The following is a 15,245-nucleotide window of genomic DNA, read 5'->3' as shown; positions in this document are numbered from 1 at the left end:
TCAGTTTAAGAAATCAGCCGTTTTATTCATCAGCCTTCTGAGTTTCGCTTCCGTCGATGAGCCGGCGGCCGGCGTATAGACACTGCAGCGGAGATCGGCGCTGCCCTGAACCTGCAATGAAGTGAGATCAAAGAGCATTTTGCCCATTTTAGCATGGCGGAATTCGATCACGACCTCGGGGGCGCTGCTGACCTGGCTATGCTTCCATAAGGGCAGAAATTCGGGGTCCACTTGTTCCATCTCCCGTAAAAATTGTTCATACCACGCATCCTCCACATACTGACCGTAATAGGAACGGAAGATGGACAGGAAACCCATGACGAAATGTTCCCAATTGACAGCCAATCGACGGAATTCCTTGCGGGTAAAAAGGAGCTGGATCATATTCCGCTGTTCAACGGGAATCCGGTCGAATTCAAGAAATACATGGGATGCTGCTTGGTTCCAGCCTACGATCTGACAGTGGCGGTCGGAAATGATTGTTGGACAGAAGTGAAGCTCGTCCACCATTTTTTGCAGCGACGCGCTGATCTTGGGCTCTTCCTGCTGAATAAGGCCAGCGCTAGAAGGCGTCTCCATGGCAAGCGAGAATAAGTATTTCCGTTCATCGGCGGTCAGCTGCAGCGCGGAGGCGATGCAGTCAAGCACGGAGGAGGAGACGTTGATATCTCGCCCTTGTTCCAGCCATGTATACCAAGTGCTGCTGACGCCTGCGAGCTGGGCTACTTCTTCTCTGCGCAAGCCTGGCGTCCGTCTGCGTCCTCCGGGTGGCAGGCCAACCGATTCCGGCTGGATCTTGGCGCGCTGGGATGTCAGGAACGCCGAAAGTGCCTGTAAACGGGTATCGCGATTCATGAGAAGCGCTCCCTTTCCTATTCCATATTAAACGTTAAACTTCAACATAGTATTCATTATACTAGGATAAACAACAACTTGTAATAGGATAACAGCTATGAAAAGATAATGCCATAACAGACGAGTACTGGGAGGTAACAGAGGTATGGAAAGAGTCGTGATTACAGGCGCAGGTCTGGTTTCGCCGATAGGAAATAAAGTATCAACGTTTTGGAACGCGATGCTGCAAGGGAAATCGGGAATCTCGCGGATTGATTCTTGGGATACATCGCAAATGAAGACGCATATTGCGGGCGTGGTTCGTGATTTTGATGCGGAGGGACGCTTTGGCAAAAAGGAGGCCCGGCGTATGGACCGATTCTGCCAATTTGCGCTGGCTGCGGCTGAGGATGCCATTTCGGACGCAGGTCTTTCCCTTGAGCAAGTGGACATGGAGCGGATGGGCGTGTATGTCGGTTCCGGGATCGGAGGGATTTCGACCTTGATGGAACAAGAAGAGCTTCTCCGCTCCCGGGGGGCTTCGCGGGTTAGTCCGCTGCTCGTGCCGATGATGATCTCGAATATGGCAGCAGCCATGATCAGCATTCATACGGGCGCACAGGGGCCGACCCTGTCACCGGTGACGGCGTGCTCAATCGGCAATACGGCGATCGGGGAAGCGTTCCGGCTGATCCGATCCGGCGGGGCGGATGTTATCATCGCCGGCGGGGCAGAAGCCGCCATTACGGAAATTTCGATGGCCAGCTTTGGGAATGCGACTGCCCTCTCCACGTGGGACGGGGATCCTGCACTAGCCAGCCGGCCTTTCGATGCCGGCCGCGACGGTTTTGTGATGGCCGAAGGAGCCGGGATTTTGGTATTGGAAAGCTTGTCGCACGCGCTGGGACGCGGTGCCCGAATTTATGCCGAGGTCACTGGCTACGGCGCGACATCGGATGCTTATCACGTAGTAGCTTCTCATCCGGAAGGAAGGGGAGCCTATCTGGCGATGAAACTGGCACTCAAGGAAGCAGGCGTGGAGCCTGCGCAGGTGGATGTCATCAGTGCCCATGCCACGAGCACGCAGGTAGGTGACCGGTCCGAAATGGAAGCGATCAAACGGCTTTTTGGAGAAGAAGCTTACCGGGTTCCGGTGACGGCGAACAAATCGATGCTGGGTCATATGTTTGGAGCTGCCGGCGGGGCGCAAGCCATCGCCATGCTGCAGATGATTCAGGAAGGCAAAATCCCTCCGACGATTAATCAGCATGTGCTTGACCCCGGATGTGATCTGGACGTAGTACCCAATGAAGCCAGAGAAAAGAATGTCAACATCGGTATTTCTAATTCCTTTGGTTTTGGAGGACATAACGCCGTGATCGTTTTTCAGAAGTTTGAGCCATAATCTCAGAAAGGTTAACTCCGGGGAAAGTGCAACCAGATATCGCAAGAAAAACTACATCTAAACGCGGTCTGTCTTCATTGAAGGTACGTCGATAAGACGTTTTTGTTAAGATATCAGAAAGGTTAACTCCGGGGAAAGCGCAACCTGATATCGCAAGAAAAACTACATCTAAACGCGGTCTGTCTTCATTGAAGGTACGTCGATAAGACGTTTTTGTTATAATTAGGAAAAGCGTGAAAATGGGAGGGGAAACAGTGCCTGTCAAAATATGTCCGGCATGCGGTGAATCCAATCCGGTAGCTGCCGGTAGTTGTAGGATGTGCGGAGCTTCCTTGGAAAAGGCCAAGGCGGTCAGGTCTTTGAAAACAGCTCCTCGCCAAGAGGTGACCAATGGAGATAGGACGGATACATCTCATACTCTTCATACTCGGCATGCTCCCCCAGGCAGCAGTTCTGCGGTTTTATCCGGTTCAGGCTGGCTTATGGTGATGCTGGTGATCGCAACGATCATATATCCGTTTGTCGGCATGATCGTTGGCGGTGTCACGGCGCTGCGTGATGACAGGGACAAGCGGGAGAACGGTGCATTTTTGCTGCTGATCAGTTTGATCATTTGGGCGATCCGTATGGTCTTACAGCGATGGTTGTTTAATTAATATTGTTTTAGGGAAGTCTTGGGTATTTCTGTACGATTGAATGGTCCTGAGAAATGGGTATATCTCTAGTAGCTTATGAAAAGAAGCCGGGAGGTATAGACATGAACAGCGAACAATTTGAGGCGGCAAGACAGTCTGAAGCGGACTATCATCAGCGTTTTTATGAGGAGAACGACATTTTTCAGGACGGAACCTGGATGTCAGAGCCGGGACCTGTCGTCATGGATATGCTGGAGCGATTGCTCCTGCATAAGGATGATTTGACCGTGCTGGATTTAGGTTGCGGCGTCGGCCGCAACACGATTCCGGTCGCCGAGCGGTTGAAAGGCTCTTTGAGCAAAATAAAGGGAGTGGATCTGCTGGAAGATGCGGCTGCGAAGCTGAGAAGCAACGCAGACGAATTCGGTGTCGGTCATTTGATCGAAGCGGAAGCGGCAGACGTGGAGCATTACCCAATCGCCGAAGATGCGTATGATTATATTCTAGCTTGCTCTTGCCTGGAGCACACCTCGTCGATGGATGCGTTGCAGCGGACGTTGGATGCGATGCAAAAAGGCACCAAGCTCGGCGGAATCCACTGCATTACAATGAGCACCGAAGTGGAAGAAGTAGACCGTACTACGGGTGAGAACACGAAGGGCCTGATTGAGCTGAACATCCCGCAACAGGAGGCTTTAGATTTGCTTGATCATACCTACGAAGAATGGAATGTGCTCATCAAGCAGGCTGTTCCGCAAAGCATCGAAGAAGAGAAGGACGGTCGCCATATTGATTTCAGATGTAACCTCGTCACCTATGTCGCTCAAAAAATTCAATAAACATCAGAACAAGCAGCCCACATGGGCTGCTTGTATTCGTAGATCATAGGAGTTGGCGATATTCCTGTATAAGTCTGTTTCTTGATTCCAATCAAGCTTTCGCGGCATTTTTTTGATGGAGCCGGGCCAGCAGCATGGACAGCAGCAATGCGATAACCAGGAAGCTGGCTATCATGCCGACCACACCGTGCCATCCGTACGAACTCCAGAAGGTGCCGCCGAGTGTTCCGCCGACACTGGAGCCCGCATAATAGAAGAATAAGTACAGCGAAGAGGCTTGTGCTTTTTCATGCGTTGCCCGGATGCCGATCCAGGAGCTGGCTATGGAGTGGGAACCGAAGAAACCAAACGTGAAAATAATAATACCGGCGATTTTAATCACCAGCAGCGGACTGAGTGTCAACAGCGCACCGCAAAGGAAGATGAGCAGCCCGATTCTGAGCATGAGAGGTCTCCCATGGGTATCAGCCATCTTTCCCATCCAGGTGGAGCTGAAAGTTCCGGCAATGTAGACGATAAAGATAAAGCCGACAATCGTCTGGCTGAGAGAATACGGCGGAGCAATCAACTGGTAACCGATGTAGTTATATAGTGAAACGAAGCTTCCCATGAGCAGAAATCCCAGCGCATACAGAATGAGCAGCCCGGGGTCTTTGAACTGATTGCCGAGTGAGCGTAGCAGCGACTTGAACCGGAGCGGACGAGCCTCGAAATGACGGGAAGGAGGCAGCAGGAACATGAAGACGATGCTAAACACCAGACCGAGGAATCCGATCGCGGCTATGGCAATGCGCCAATTCCACAGGTCGGTCAGCACGCCGGTTATCACTCTTCCGCCCATGCCCCCTATGGAATTGCCGCTGATATAGAGACCCATCACAGCTCCTAGGCTTGCAGGGGCGATTTCTTCGCCGAGATAAGCCATGGCGATGGCCGGGAGTCCGGCCAATACAATGCCGAGTATGATACGGAAAATGAGAAGAACATGAAAATTCGGTGCGAAGGCAGTGATCAGCGTCAGTACTGAAGCGGTGATCATGGCAACCGTCATGATCGGTTTGCGTCCCCAGGATTCGCTCAGCGAGCCTACGATGATCATACTGAAAGCCAGAATCAGCGTTGTCAGCGACAGCGAGAGGCTGGCCGTAACTGGTGATATGCCGAACTCCTTAGAGAACTCGGGCATCAGCGGCTGAGTATAGTAAAGGATAGCAAACGTGTTAAAGCCTCCTGCGAATAGAGCCAGACTCGTTTTGCGGAAGGCGGAAGTTCCGTGTTGTATATAACTCATGATGCGCTGCCTCTTTCTTTGAAAAGAATTTGAAAACAGATCAATTACTTTCTTAACCAAGTGTACGCCTTCGGATAAACTTTTTTCAATATCAGTATGGCATATCATTCATGCCCGGAGCCTATGGGTGAGATGAAGAGTTGAATTTTTTCGTCCGAAAGGGTAAAGTAACGGAACGAAAACTTGCATGAGCAAGATAAAGTGGAGGTCATTGTTATGCTGTTGAATATCAAATCGTACATACGCAAACCGGAGGTGGCCGAGCTGTTCTCCTATGCAGTATTCCCGGATGATCAGTCGGTCGAGAAAACCGTCAGCGAATATGAAAGCAATGAGGCGTGGCAGCTGTATGGCTATGAGGATGGAGAGCTTCTGGTAGGCTTGGCCGGATATGAGAAGACGGGGAATGAAGTGATCCTCCATCATATTGCGGTCATCCCGGAAAATCGCGGGCTAGGGTATGGCAGAGGAATGATTCTGGAGATCATGACCAAGGAGAAGCCGGAAAGAGTGATCGCGGAAACCGATGAGGAGGCTGTGGATTTTTACCGGAATCTCGGCTTTGTCGTCAACAGTCTGGGTGAGCTGTATCCAGGGGTGGAGCGATACCGATGCGTTTATGAGGTTGAGGAAGAGGATGAGAATTAAGTTTAACGCTACATTCCATGAGTGGCAGCTTGAGACGGTTTCCTAAGGAAGCCGTCTTTTTTTGGAGATCAGGCAGTTAAAACGCAGAACATTCGCATTCAAATCCGGCAAGAAAAACTCCCACTGGATTCGGTCTGTCTGCTTAATATTGCACCGATAGACGGTTTTCTTACAACATGATGCAACCAAACCTCGTTTGGATGCATCATTATAGCAGGGGGGAGGAAAGCGGACTGGATATTATACCTGGATTGAAACGAAAGGATGAGGAAGCACTTCGGATGCTGATGCAATTATACGGAGATGATCTGCTGCGCACCGCTTATTTGCTGCTCCGGGATCGGCATGAGGCAGAGGAAGCCGTGCAGGACAGCTTTATCATGGCTTATGAAAGAATTGTGCAGCTGAAGGACGACACCAAGCTGAAAAGCTGGCTCATCCGCATTGTCGTGAATCGCTGCCGCATGAAACAGAGAACCTGGAGCTTCAGAAACCTGTTTCCCTCGGCCCAAATGGAGAAATGGCTGGCAGAGGATCAAGAGCCGGGTCCTGAAGAGCAGTTGATGCAGGAATTAAAGAACGGAAGACTTACAACGGCGATACATCATTTGAGCTACATTTACCGTGAAGTGATTACACTTCATTATTTTCAGGAATTCAGCGTGAATGAAATTGCGGAGCACTTGGATCTGAACAGCAATACAGTCAAGGCCAGGCTGGCCAGAGGCCGGAATGCTTTGAGGCAGGCGCTGGAGAAGGAGGGGGATGTCGAATGGAACAAGAACAGTCACATCTGAAACAACAGCTGGAACGGGAGCTCTCCGGTCTTCAATTCAGCCAACAGGAAGAAGTCGTTCGGAGAACCCATCCAACAACGGTGCGCGGACGTTTACGAGCCTTTTGGAACAAAGAACTGGAGCTGCCGATCATTCTGCTCGGAACGGTGTTTGCGCTTCTGTTAACAGCGGCTTTTCTGTATCATGCGGCACGTCAGCCCAAATCGGAACCAGCCGTTTCCAGCGAAGCGCCGCAGCAGCGTGAATTGATTGAAACGGGTGGCAGCATCTATTGGAAGGATGAATTTGAAAGGAGGCTGGCCCGCTATGAAGATCCGGATCAAGGTTAAACAGCTTGTCTATTTTCTGGGGCTGTTGATGGTGTTCGTTTTTGCTTTTAATTACGGGACATCTTCTTCTCAGAAGTTGGCAGAGGCAGACCGGGGCGTCATGCAGGCAGAGAAGAGCGAGCAAATCCTGCATATGATCGATTCGGCTAAGCCGGATGAGCAGCTGAAACTGATTGAAGAATATATGCTAAAAGACGACAGCGGTGACTTGACCCATATCTATGATGTCTACATTGGTCCAGATGGATCTATGTATGGGGGAGGTTCTTCGGAGGTAGATACCCAGCCGGAATTCAACCTGAAGGAGCAGGTTCCATATCTGGAGCTGTATGTGCAAAGTGGAACCTCGGATCCGGCCATCAGCACAGCAGCCAAGCTGCTGACATATTACTACGACGGCTCGGGACAGTGGGAAAAGGCTGCTCAGCTGCTGACTGAAGCCCGAAAACGACTGCATATCACCCGGTATATCTATGCAAGAGATGAATTGTTCATGTTGCAGGCCAAACTGGCCGCAGAGCATGAGCAGTATGATGAGCTCCTTCGGCTGTGTGCAGACATGCTGCTGGAAAACAAAAACTCAATCAATTCAGATACCTATGTGCGCATTTCCGATTTACTCGTGGAGTATGCCATGTCCGACGGAAAAGCAGCTGAAATGCTGAAACAGATTCAGGATGAGATGGAGCGGCAAAAGAACCAAATGAAGGATGGGGACGTCGTCAAACTGCAATCGGAACAGCTTCAGGGGATCCTGGACCGGCAGAATAAGCTCTCCTCCAACAAGATCAAGACTGGAGCGGAGGTCTCCGGCACGATTACCAAATCCAATGGGGAGCCTCTAGCTTATGCCGGGGTCTTTCTGCGGAGGGAGGAAGACATCAACCGCAGTATTTTCGATATGGAGCCGTATCAGACGATGACCAATGGCAAAGGAGAGTATACGTTCAAAGGGGTTGTACCAAACTCCTATAAGCTATTCCTCGGGGTGAATCTAAGCCAAATCAGCGGCTGGACATGGCCCGTATTGCCAGATGACGGCTGGATCGATCTGAGAGGGCAGTCCAAGGTGCAGGAGGATGTGGTCTTCCAGCCACTGATGGAACTGAAATCGCCTGTGAACGAAGACGTTGTAAGGGATAAAACCATGACTTTTGAGTGGGAGCCTGTGGCGGGTGCAGCGTACTACAATTTGAATATAGGCATGAAGCTGCATTCGGGTTCCACAAGCAGAGCGGTCAGACAAGGGATTACCACGCCCCGGGTACAGGTTCAGGCTGAAGACCTTTATTATGAAATATCGGGTATTTCCTCATATTCGCACGGCAAGGAGCAAGAACAACTCGATCCTCTGTCCCTGCTTGGATATGCGAACGCGAAGAATCAGTTTTCGTGGAGCGTCGAAGCCTACAGTGCCGATGGCAAGCTGCTGACCCGAAGCAACGGATATCGTCTCAGCAATGATTTGACCGGAAATCTGCCCTTCTTTTATTTGAAGGAACGGACGTTAACGGAGGCCGACGAGATGCTGCTTGCCGGAAAGCTGGATGATGCGGAAGCCATGTATGAAGCCGATGCAGACCGTGACCCTTCGGATGCGCATTCTCTGCATATGATGCTAATGATCCTCAAGGGGAAAACCTCGCTGCTGCGAGGAGCTGGAACGGCGGATGCCGAAGAGAAGAAGTCTATGGATGCTCAGCAGATCGATATCCTGAAAAAGTTGGTGGAACTGCATCCCACGGAGAATTATTATGAATGGCTTGCTGACTATTATTTTAAACAGGCGGATTGGAATCGATATAACCGTTACTATGCCATTGCGGAGTCGATGAGACCATTCAAAGATAACAGCTACAGCGATGGTAACCATGCGATGGCCCTTATGAAACAGGGAAAAACCGATGAGGCGAAAGTGTACCTGAAGAAATCCATCGAAAACGACAAAAGCCACCGGTTTATTGGTGCTTACCTTGCATTATTCTTATATTCGGGCGGCTCATTGGATGAAGGAATACAGCTGGCCGTCAAGTATCCGGATCGGATGGGTTATAACACTCCGGTGGATTGGGAGGAGTTGCTGATTGCGATGAAGCGGGAATCGGCGATAAACCCCGGCTACAAGGCTGTGCTGAAGGATAAGATTGCACAATACAATCACGGCAAAGACGAAGAGTTGAAACGCTGGCAGCCTGCTTCGGAATCGGGTCTGACTGCCTTGAAAAATTTCATGACAGCGCTCGCGCATGTCAGCTGACTTAGGCAGACATTGATTTTCACAGAACTTATGTAGTCCCAGAGCTTTGTCCCTTCCCACTTTCAATATACGTTCATACACTGCTATGGATGAGTACAAGGAAATGGAGAGGAGGCGAAGATGATGGCGGTTCCTTATACGGCAGTCGGCGATTCACTGACAGTCGGTTTTGGCGCCATGCCTGGCAATGGCTTTGTACCGGTTTATCGGGGGATGGCTGAGCGCAGAATAGGAGAATTCGTATCTTACGAGAACTTAGGAATAAATGGGCTGACTTCATCGGAATTGTATGCAAATATGAAGCGCAGCCCGCGGTTTCGAAATTCATTGAAAGAAGCGCACATCATAACCATTTCCATAGGGGGCAACGACTTGATCCGGGCTGCGAAAAGCGCGTCTCCCCAAAATATTACGCAGAACTTTAACAAAGCCCTAACGGAGTGCCAATCCAATTTCTCCGGTATCATGCAGACACTGGGCCAGCTTAAGTCAGGAAGCAGATCTTCATATATCGTGCGGGCTGTTGGACTCTATAACCCTTATCCGCAAGTGGAGGCTGCGACGCTGTGGGTTCAACAATTTAACCGTTATATTAACGGCTACTGGGGCGGGAATTATGCGGTGGCGAATATTTTTTCTTCTTTTCAAGGGAGAGAACATGAACTGTTGTCCTTCGATCATCTTCACCCCAACGGAAGAGGTTATAAGGTGATAGCAGAGCACTTACACCGCCTTGGATATTATCCACTAGCGTAAAAGACGTATGCACGAAAAAACAGACCTGCTGGGGTCTGTTTTTTCGTGCAATAAAAAGGTGAAGTCATTATTTTTTCATTAGGCTGAGAACGGCCCATTTCCGTTCCTGACGTTTTTTGTATTTGGGAAGCGAGCGATAAATATGGATGGATTCCTGAAATGCTTCCTTGGCCTCATTCTTGCGGTCGAGCGCCTTGTACATCATCCCTAGCAGATAGAAGCCTTCGCAGGAGGAGGATTGTATCTCCTGAAATCGATGTACATAATCCACGGCTTTATCACGGTCGCTGTTTTTGTACACATCCGCCAGACGCAGGTACGGCCGGCCGTACTTGACGCGGGGATTGATCTCCAGTGCCTTTAGAATGTAAGCCTCACCTTGTTGGATGTTGCCTTGCCGTAAATAGACGGTCCCAAGATCATCCCAGAACTCGGCGGAATCCTCGGACTGGTACTCGATCGACTCGAGTAGCTTTTGCGCTTCAGCATCTCTTTTACGGTCAATCAGCAATCTTGCCAGCTCGTGCTTCGATGAGACATCATTTGGATTCATGCTAATTTGGGTGCGGAGTTTGGAGATTTGTCCCATCCGTTTAAAGGGCTTGGTCAAACTAGGCAGTACGCCGACGAAGCGCCGATCCAGCAAATAAACGATTACCAATATAACGAGTATGGCCAGGAACGGGTTTCCCAGCAGCCTCCATAAGAGAATGAATCCGAAAATTTTCCCCATCTATTGTCCTCCTGATTCTTTTCATTGAAAATGCTAAAAATCAAATTAGAGATCTTTACTCCAGTTCGACTTATGTCGATAATGCGCTGCGGACACTCAAGATATATTTCGATTGGTCCAGCGGATTGACCCCGTGACGCTTCCGCTCGGCATGAACCTCGCGAGGGCACTCCTGATATCCGTAGAATGAAGAAGCCATGACCCCCCTGCCGCTTGTCATCGACCGGAGCCTGATCGGATATTCGAGAGAAGTGGCCGCAGGTATGATCCCTTCAATCATGCATCTTCCCTGAAGGATGGAAGGAGCATCGAATTCCGCTCTCATCTGTACTAGCTCACTCATGACTTTGCCTCCATATTCCTCTGGGACGGTGATCCGGAAACGGAGCACCGGTTCAAGCAGGGAAGTTCCCGTGCTTGCGAGCCCGTTCATGATGCCCATCGGCGTGGCAACAACAAAGTCCAGCGGATGGGTGTGCCAAACATGATGCTGGCCTTCGATCAGAGTCACCTTCAGATCGGTGACTTCCCATCCATGCAGCCCCTGCGTCAATGCATCAGGTACACGCCGCTGTACTTCATTCTGATAACTGGACAGCAGATCCTCGTTGCGCACGATTGAACTATAGATCAGACCGCTGCCGCGGGGCAGCGGCTCGATGGCAAAACGCAATATCGCCCAGCAGGGCTTCGGCATGGTATAAGCAATGAAGCCTTCTCCTGCTCGCGCAGGCGTTTCCTTATATATGACGGCAGGCTGACTGAACTCTGCCTGCAAGCCGTAACGGGTAAGCAACAGACTGGAGAGAATTTCGAGCTGGATAGCCCCCATGACCTTGAGATGCAGCTCACGTTCGGATTGCAGCCACTGCAGATCGAGCAGCGGATCTTCCTCGGTAAGCTCTTGAAGGGCCTCCACCAGATCCTGATACCGGGATTCCTCTTTTGCGAGCACCTGAACGGTCAGGAGTGGTATGGCGAGAGAGGGGGAAGAAGGAATGCCAGCCGAGCTGCCGAGAATATCCCCGATCTGAGACTGGCTGAGTCCATATACGGCTGCGATGTCTCCAGCATGCAGCTGGCCGAGATCGGCATGCTTTTGGCCGTTCATTTTGCGAATTTGGGTTACTTTTTCCTGTACATCCCGGGTCTGATTCACAACAGCATCCCTGTTTTTGAGCGATCCACGGTACAATCGAACGAATGCCGTCCGCCCCATCAGCTTGTCTCGCTCGATCTTGAATACGATGCCTGCCAGGTCTTCCGTATCGTCTCCAGCAGGGCCAGGCAAATAGTCCACTGCTGCATCCAGAAGCTCTCGGATACCAACTCCCCGCTGAGAGGAGCCGAAGCATACGGGGAATGCCAGGGCTTCATGGCTGAGGTTCTGCAGCTTTTCTTGCAGCTCCTGAATTGAAACGTCTTCGCCTTCGATGACCCGGTTCAACATTTCATCGTCCAAATCGGCGATAGTCTCCATGATGGAACGGCGGGTTAGGCCAAAGCCCTCTATATCCGATTCAATGGCCCAGACAGGCTTCATTCCTGTGAATTCCTCACCTTCACCATCGGGGGATTGCAGTGGGGCGATATGAGTGGATAATAGGCGTTTGATATCCTGCATGATATGAGTGACAGACACGCCTATACGGTCCATTTTGTTGATGTAAATTAACGTGGGTATTCTCATGGACCGCAGGGCATGCCATAACATTTCGGTCTGGGCTTGCACGCCTTCCGCCGCGGATATGATCAAGATGGCACCGTCCATAACCCGCATCGAACGTTCGACTTCCGATAGGAAATCGACGTGACCGGGCGTGTCGACCAGATTGATATGAACATCCTTCCAGATTAGTGAGGTGGCCGCAGAGCGGACGGAAATCCCGCGTTCACGTTCTACCTCCAGCGAATCCGTCTGGGCGGTTCCATGATCCACGCTTCCTATGGCCCGTATCGTACCGCTTTCGTACAGCATATGTTCCGTCGTTGTCGTCTTGCCAGCATCCACATGTGCGAAGATGCCAATATTTCTAAGGGATTTTGCTGTCATGGGTTTATGTAACACTCCATCTCGTTTTCTCCAAGATTCATGGGTTCCGGATTTGTTTTTATTATTATAGCATGCATAATCAAGCCGGAATGGAGGACGGGAACTGAGATTTCCGGATTTTTGTCCCGTGCAAGAGAGCTTAGCTTAGTCATGCTGGTTAGGTCCGGAGACGATTTCATATCCGAGGATTGAATCCATATAGAACTATAGTTTATTTTGTTAAATTATGCCATATCTGATTTCGCTCGAAGGGGATGTATCCGGAGGATGGATGGTCATCGTCTCGTCCGTACGAAGCAAGAGGATACCACTTGAATACAAAGTAAGGTTGTGACGCTCACCGCCGTATTCCTCAATGGAATGCGGCATTTTTTTGCACCGGGGAGAATGGCTTGGCTATACTGATGATAAAGGTTACCACTCAAAAATATCCGCGAGGAGGAAAAATGATGAACGAGCGATTGAGCTGCCAGATCGAATTTATCCGCGAGGTAGACAAGCTGAAGACGATATTCCGGCAGACATACCTGATGGATTCGACACGGAACGAGAATGATGCAGAACATTCCTGGCATATCACGCTGATGGCATGGCTGCTGGAGGAACATTCGACCAACAAACAGGTAAACATCCTGCGGGTCATGAAAATGCTGCTTGTTCACGATGTGGTCGAGATCGATGCCGGAGATACGTTTGCTTATGATGAGCAAGGACAGGAGGGCAAGTTTGAGCGGGAGAGAATGGCAGCAGAGAGGATTTTCGGGCTTTTGCCGCCGGATCAGTCCGAGGAAATGATGGAGCTGTGGCTGGAATTTGAACAGCGAAAAACAACGGACTCGCTTTATGCTGCAGCAATGGACCGGATCCAGCCGCTCTTTCATAATTACTATACACAAGGTAAAGCATGGCAGGAGCATGAGGTGACTTCCGGCAGGGTTCTTGCACGTATCGGCTTTCTTGAGACGGAATTACCAGATGTCCATTCACTGGTGTGCCAGTTGATCCACGATGCCGTCGATAAAGGCTATCTGCTTCCCTAATGGAGCGAAAGCAAGTCTATGTAACTAGGTATTGTTTCATATTGTAAGGAAAATGTATTTATTTACCAAGATAAACAAGGGTCTTTGGAACTAAATTTTTTTTAGGGATGAAAAGAAGCAGACCATTCGCCGATAAATAGCTTGAGGTGATACGGATGGCCAAAAAAGGACAGACTTTCTGCTCTTACAGTTTGGATACCAAGAAGAAGGCTGTGGACATGCGTCTTCAAGGAATGACCAAAAAAGAAGTGGCCGAAGCGTTGGGGATAGCCGATATCGGCCGACTGAAGGTATGGATGAGAAAATACCGGGAGCAAGGGGACTCCGGTTTAGTAGACCAGCGGGGACGCTCCAAAGAAACGCTTCATATTCAAGGAATGCAATGATAATGTACCTGAATACAACCAAGGGAGAGAAGCCTGATGACGGGGCTTCTTTTTCAATTGCGAAAAAATGTCGTGGCAATCGTGTATTTTTAAAGATTCATGGAGGATCGTCCATACAGGAAGGTTATCCGCGTACATATGTATATTTGTGAGGATATGGATATCCGAATTTCAAAGATACAAGATGGAGGTGTCTGTTATGCAAAGCCGAAGCGGCAATCATGCCAAAGGTATCGATGTATCACACTGGCAGGGGATAATCGACTGGAAGCAGGTGAAGAATGCAGGCTATTCCTTTGTATTTATGAAAGCGACGGAAGGAACGAAATTGGTTGATGACCGTTTCAGGGTTAACGCTCAAGGTGCCCGATCGGCAGGTTTGCTGACTGGAGCATATCACTTAACGAGGGCAACACAGCCGGCGGATGTCAAGGTTGAACTGGAGCATTTTGTACAGGTCATTGCGACCGCAGGAGGAATCGATTCCTTCAAGCTGCCGTTCGTGCTGGATATCGAAACGAAGGAAGGCGGGACAAGGACGAATATCTCGGCGATCGTGCATGAATGGGTACGGCAATTCAAGCTGCGGACAGGCCGGAGTCTTATGGTATATACCTTTCCAAGCTTTATTGACTCATCGCTCGATAGTACGTTCGGAAGCATTCCACTATGGTACGCCTACTACAGCAGCGGTACTCCGGCCAATAAGGGCGGCTGGAATGCATGGGAGTTTATTCAGTACACCAATAAGGGCAAAGTTCCTGGAATCAACGGAAACGTAGATTTGGACGAATATAAAGGAAGCGAGGCGGACCTGATGGCGGCATACAATTCACCAAAATCTGAGTCGGGATCGAAAATACCTGCCTGGAAGGAAGCGGGAAGACAATGGCTGATTGATCAGGCTGGGATCAGTACGGATTGGAAGGCGGACGACCCGCTGGATATAGGTACCCTGGGTGCCATTTTGTCTAAATATACCGAGTCAGTCGTCGGCAAAAAAGAATGAGTAAGACAGGCAGCTGACCTCTAAAATAGGCACTACTTCTCTTATCAAATGGGGAGGTGTCTATGCCAAGTGTCCCTGTAATCACATACTTTAGTATATGTTACAGGGAAGGAGGGAATGGAATGAGCGGAGTTGTTGGCGGAGTTGGTTGTTGCAATCCTTTCGCTTCTACAGGTGCCATTTTGGTTCTCTTTATATTGCTGGTTATTATCACGCGTTCTTTCTGGTGTTAG

Annotated in this window: 16 protein-coding genes; 12 read left to right on the top strand and 4 right to left on the bottom strand. The window is 50.0% G+C overall.

Translation table 11 applies throughout. The features are described from left to right. On the bottom strand, positions 1-855 hold the full coding sequence (locus GRF59_RS08280) for a helix-turn-helix transcriptional regulator (protein ID WP_160497109.1): 855 nt from the start codon (positions 853-855) through the stop codon (positions 1-3). A gap of 145 nt (positions 856-1,000) precedes the next feature. On the opposite strand from GRF59_RS08280, the gene fabF reads away from it, so the two are divergent. From fabF to GRF59_RS08265, 3 genes are all read left to right on the top strand, one after another. After that, a complete protein-coding gene (gene fabF / locus GRF59_RS08275) occupies positions 1,001-2,239 on the top strand; it encodes a beta-ketoacyl-ACP synthase II (RefSeq protein WP_160497108.1) in 1,239 nt (412 codons plus the stop codon). Between the two features lie 254 nt (positions 2,240-2,493). Then, on the top strand, positions 2,494-2,895 hold the full coding sequence (locus GRF59_RS08270) for a hypothetical protein (protein WP_160497107.1): 402 nt from the start codon (positions 2,494-2,496) through the stop codon (positions 2,893-2,895). Positions 2,896-2,996: 101 nt separating this feature from the next. After that, on the top strand, positions 2,997-3,713 hold the full coding sequence (locus tag GRF59_RS08265) for a class I SAM-dependent methyltransferase (protein WP_160497106.1): 717 nt from the start codon (positions 2,997-2,999) through the stop codon (positions 3,711-3,713). A gap of 91 nt (positions 3,714-3,804) precedes the next feature. Here GRF59_RS08265 and GRF59_RS08260 read toward each other — a convergent pair whose 3' ends face one another. Then, a complete protein-coding gene (locus GRF59_RS08260; protein WP_160497105.1) occupies positions 3,805-5,004 on the bottom strand; it encodes an MFS transporter in 1,200 nt (399 codons plus the stop codon). A 216-nt stretch (positions 5,005-5,220) separates the two neighbouring features. On the opposite strand from GRF59_RS08260, the gene GRF59_RS08255 reads away from it, so the two are divergent. The 5 genes from GRF59_RS08255 (at position 5,221) to GRF59_RS08235 (ending at position 9,791) form a co-directional block, all read left to right on the top strand. Further along, positions 5,221-5,652: a GNAT family N-acetyltransferase gene (locus GRF59_RS08255; protein ID WP_160497104.1), complete on the top strand. Its 432-nt coding sequence runs from the start codon at positions 5,221-5,223 to the stop codon at positions 5,650-5,652. Positions 5,653-5,903: 251 nt separating this feature from the next. After that, a complete protein-coding gene (locus tag GRF59_RS08250; RefSeq protein ID WP_237391677.1) occupies positions 5,904-6,449 on the top strand; it encodes an RNA polymerase sigma factor in 546 nt (181 codons plus the stop codon). Beyond that, positions 6,425-6,778, top strand: coding sequence for a hypothetical protein (locus GRF59_RS08245; RefSeq protein ID WP_160497103.1), 354 nt, complete (start codon positions 6,425-6,427; stop codon positions 6,776-6,778). Before GRF59_RS08250 ends, GRF59_RS08245 begins: the two co-directional genes overlap by 25 nt. Continuing rightward, positions 6,756-9,035: a carboxypeptidase-like regulatory domain-containing protein gene (locus GRF59_RS08240; RefSeq protein WP_160497102.1), complete on the top strand. Its 2,280-nt coding sequence runs from the start codon at positions 6,756-6,758 to the stop codon at positions 9,033-9,035. The genes GRF59_RS08245 and GRF59_RS08240 overlap by 23 nt, the downstream gene beginning before the upstream one ends. A 123-nt stretch (positions 9,036-9,158) precedes the next feature. Continuing rightward, on the top strand, positions 9,159-9,791 hold the full coding sequence (locus GRF59_RS08235) for an SGNH/GDSL hydrolase family protein (protein ID WP_202128516.1): 633 nt from the start codon (positions 9,159-9,161) through the stop codon (positions 9,789-9,791). Between the two features lie 67 nt (positions 9,792-9,858). Here GRF59_RS08235 and GRF59_RS08230 read toward each other — a convergent pair whose 3' ends face one another. Together GRF59_RS08230 and GRF59_RS08225 are read right to left on the bottom strand one after the other, a co-directional pair. Next, entirely contained in the window at positions 9,859-10,524 is a 666-nt protein-coding gene (locus GRF59_RS08230; RefSeq protein ID WP_160497100.1) for a tetratricopeptide repeat protein, read from the bottom strand. A 70-nt stretch (positions 10,525-10,594) separates the two neighbouring features. Then, the gene (locus GRF59_RS08225; protein ID WP_160497099.1) at positions 10,595-12,577 is read right to left on the bottom strand and encodes a GTP-binding protein; all 1,983 of its coding nucleotides are present in this window, start codon (positions 12,575-12,577) and stop codon (positions 10,595-10,597) included. Between the two features lie 449 nt (positions 12,578-13,026). On the opposite strand from GRF59_RS08225, the gene GRF59_RS08220 reads away from it, so the two are divergent. The 4 genes from GRF59_RS08220 (at position 13,027) to GRF59_RS29685 (ending at position 15,245) form a co-directional block, all read left to right on the top strand. Beyond that, positions 13,027-13,617, top strand: coding sequence for an HD domain-containing protein (locus GRF59_RS08220; RefSeq protein WP_237391676.1), 591 nt, complete (start codon positions 13,027-13,029; stop codon positions 13,615-13,617). 155 nt (positions 13,618-13,772) lie between these two features. Further along, a complete protein-coding gene (locus GRF59_RS08215) occupies positions 13,773-14,003 on the top strand; it encodes a helix-turn-helix domain-containing protein (RefSeq protein ID WP_160497097.1) in 231 nt (76 codons plus the stop codon). Positions 14,004-14,202: 199 nt separating this feature from the next. Continuing rightward, a complete protein-coding gene (locus GRF59_RS08210; protein ID WP_160497096.1) occupies positions 14,203-15,012 on the top strand; it encodes a glycoside hydrolase family 25 protein in 810 nt (269 codons plus the stop codon). A 122-nt stretch (positions 15,013-15,134) separates the two neighbouring features. Next, positions 15,135-15,245 carry a YjcZ family sporulation protein gene (locus GRF59_RS29685; protein ID WP_237391675.1) on the top strand — a complete coding sequence of 37 codons (111 nt, stop codon included), beginning with the start codon at positions 15,135-15,137 and terminating at the stop codon, positions 15,243-15,245.

This window comes from Paenibacillus dendrobii (assembly GCF_009807035.1).
Classification (GTDB): Bacteria; Bacillota; Bacilli; order Paenibacillales; family Paenibacillaceae; genus Paenibacillus_AQ; species Paenibacillus_AQ dendrobii.
The sequence above is the reverse complement of the archived record's forward strand: the minus strand, read 5'-3'. Positions and strand labels throughout refer to the sequence as shown.

What these genes read in the sequence shown, in the direction of transcription:
- GRF59_RS08280 (WP_160497109.1), bottom strand. Translation starts at nt 855, where the DNA reads ATGAATCGCGATACCCGTTTACAGGCACTTTCGGCGTTCCTGACATCC.
- fabF (WP_160497108.1), top strand. Translation starts at nt 1,001, where the DNA reads ATGGAAAGAGTCGTGATTACAGGCGCAGGTCTGGTTTCGCCGATAGGA.
- GRF59_RS08265 (WP_160497106.1), top strand. Translation starts at nt 2,997, where the DNA reads ATGAACAGCGAACAATTTGAGGCGGCAAGACAGTCTGAAGCGGACTAT.
- GRF59_RS08260 (WP_160497105.1), bottom strand. Translation starts at nt 5,004, where the DNA reads ATGAGTTATATACAACACGGAACTTCCGCCTTCCGCAAAACGAGTCTG.
- GRF59_RS08255 (WP_160497104.1), top strand. Translation starts at nt 5,221, where the DNA reads ATGCTGTTGAATATCAAATCGTACATACGCAAACCGGAGGTGGCCGAG.
- GRF59_RS08245 (WP_160497103.1), top strand. Translation starts at nt 6,425, where the DNA reads ATGGAACAAGAACAGTCACATCTGAAACAACAGCTGGAACGGGAGCTC.
- GRF59_RS08240 (WP_160497102.1), top strand. Translation starts at nt 6,756, where the DNA reads ATGAAGATCCGGATCAAGGTTAAACAGCTTGTCTATTTTCTGGGGCTG.
- GRF59_RS08235 (WP_202128516.1), top strand. Translation starts at nt 9,159, where the DNA reads ATGGCGGTTCCTTATACGGCAGTCGGCGATTCACTGACAGTCGGTTTT.
- GRF59_RS08230 (WP_160497100.1), bottom strand. Translation starts at nt 10,524, where the DNA reads ATGGGGAAAATTTTCGGATTCATTCTCTTATGGAGGCTGCTGGGAAAC.
- GRF59_RS08225 (WP_160497099.1), bottom strand. Translation starts at nt 12,577, where the DNA reads ATGACAGCAAAATCCCTTAGAAATATTGGCATCTTCGCACATGTGGAT.
- GRF59_RS08220 (WP_237391676.1), top strand. Translation starts at nt 13,027, where the DNA reads ATGAACGAGCGATTGAGCTGCCAGATCGAATTTATCCGCGAGGTAGAC.
- GRF59_RS08215 (WP_160497097.1), top strand. Translation starts at nt 13,773, where the DNA reads ATGGCCAAAAAAGGACAGACTTTCTGCTCTTACAGTTTGGATACCAAG.
- GRF59_RS08210 (WP_160497096.1), top strand. Translation starts at nt 14,203, where the DNA reads ATGCAAAGCCGAAGCGGCAATCATGCCAAAGGTATCGATGTATCACAC.
- GRF59_RS29685 (WP_237391675.1), top strand. Translation starts at nt 15,135, where the DNA reads ATGAGCGGAGTTGTTGGCGGAGTTGGTTGTTGCAATCCTTTCGCTTCT.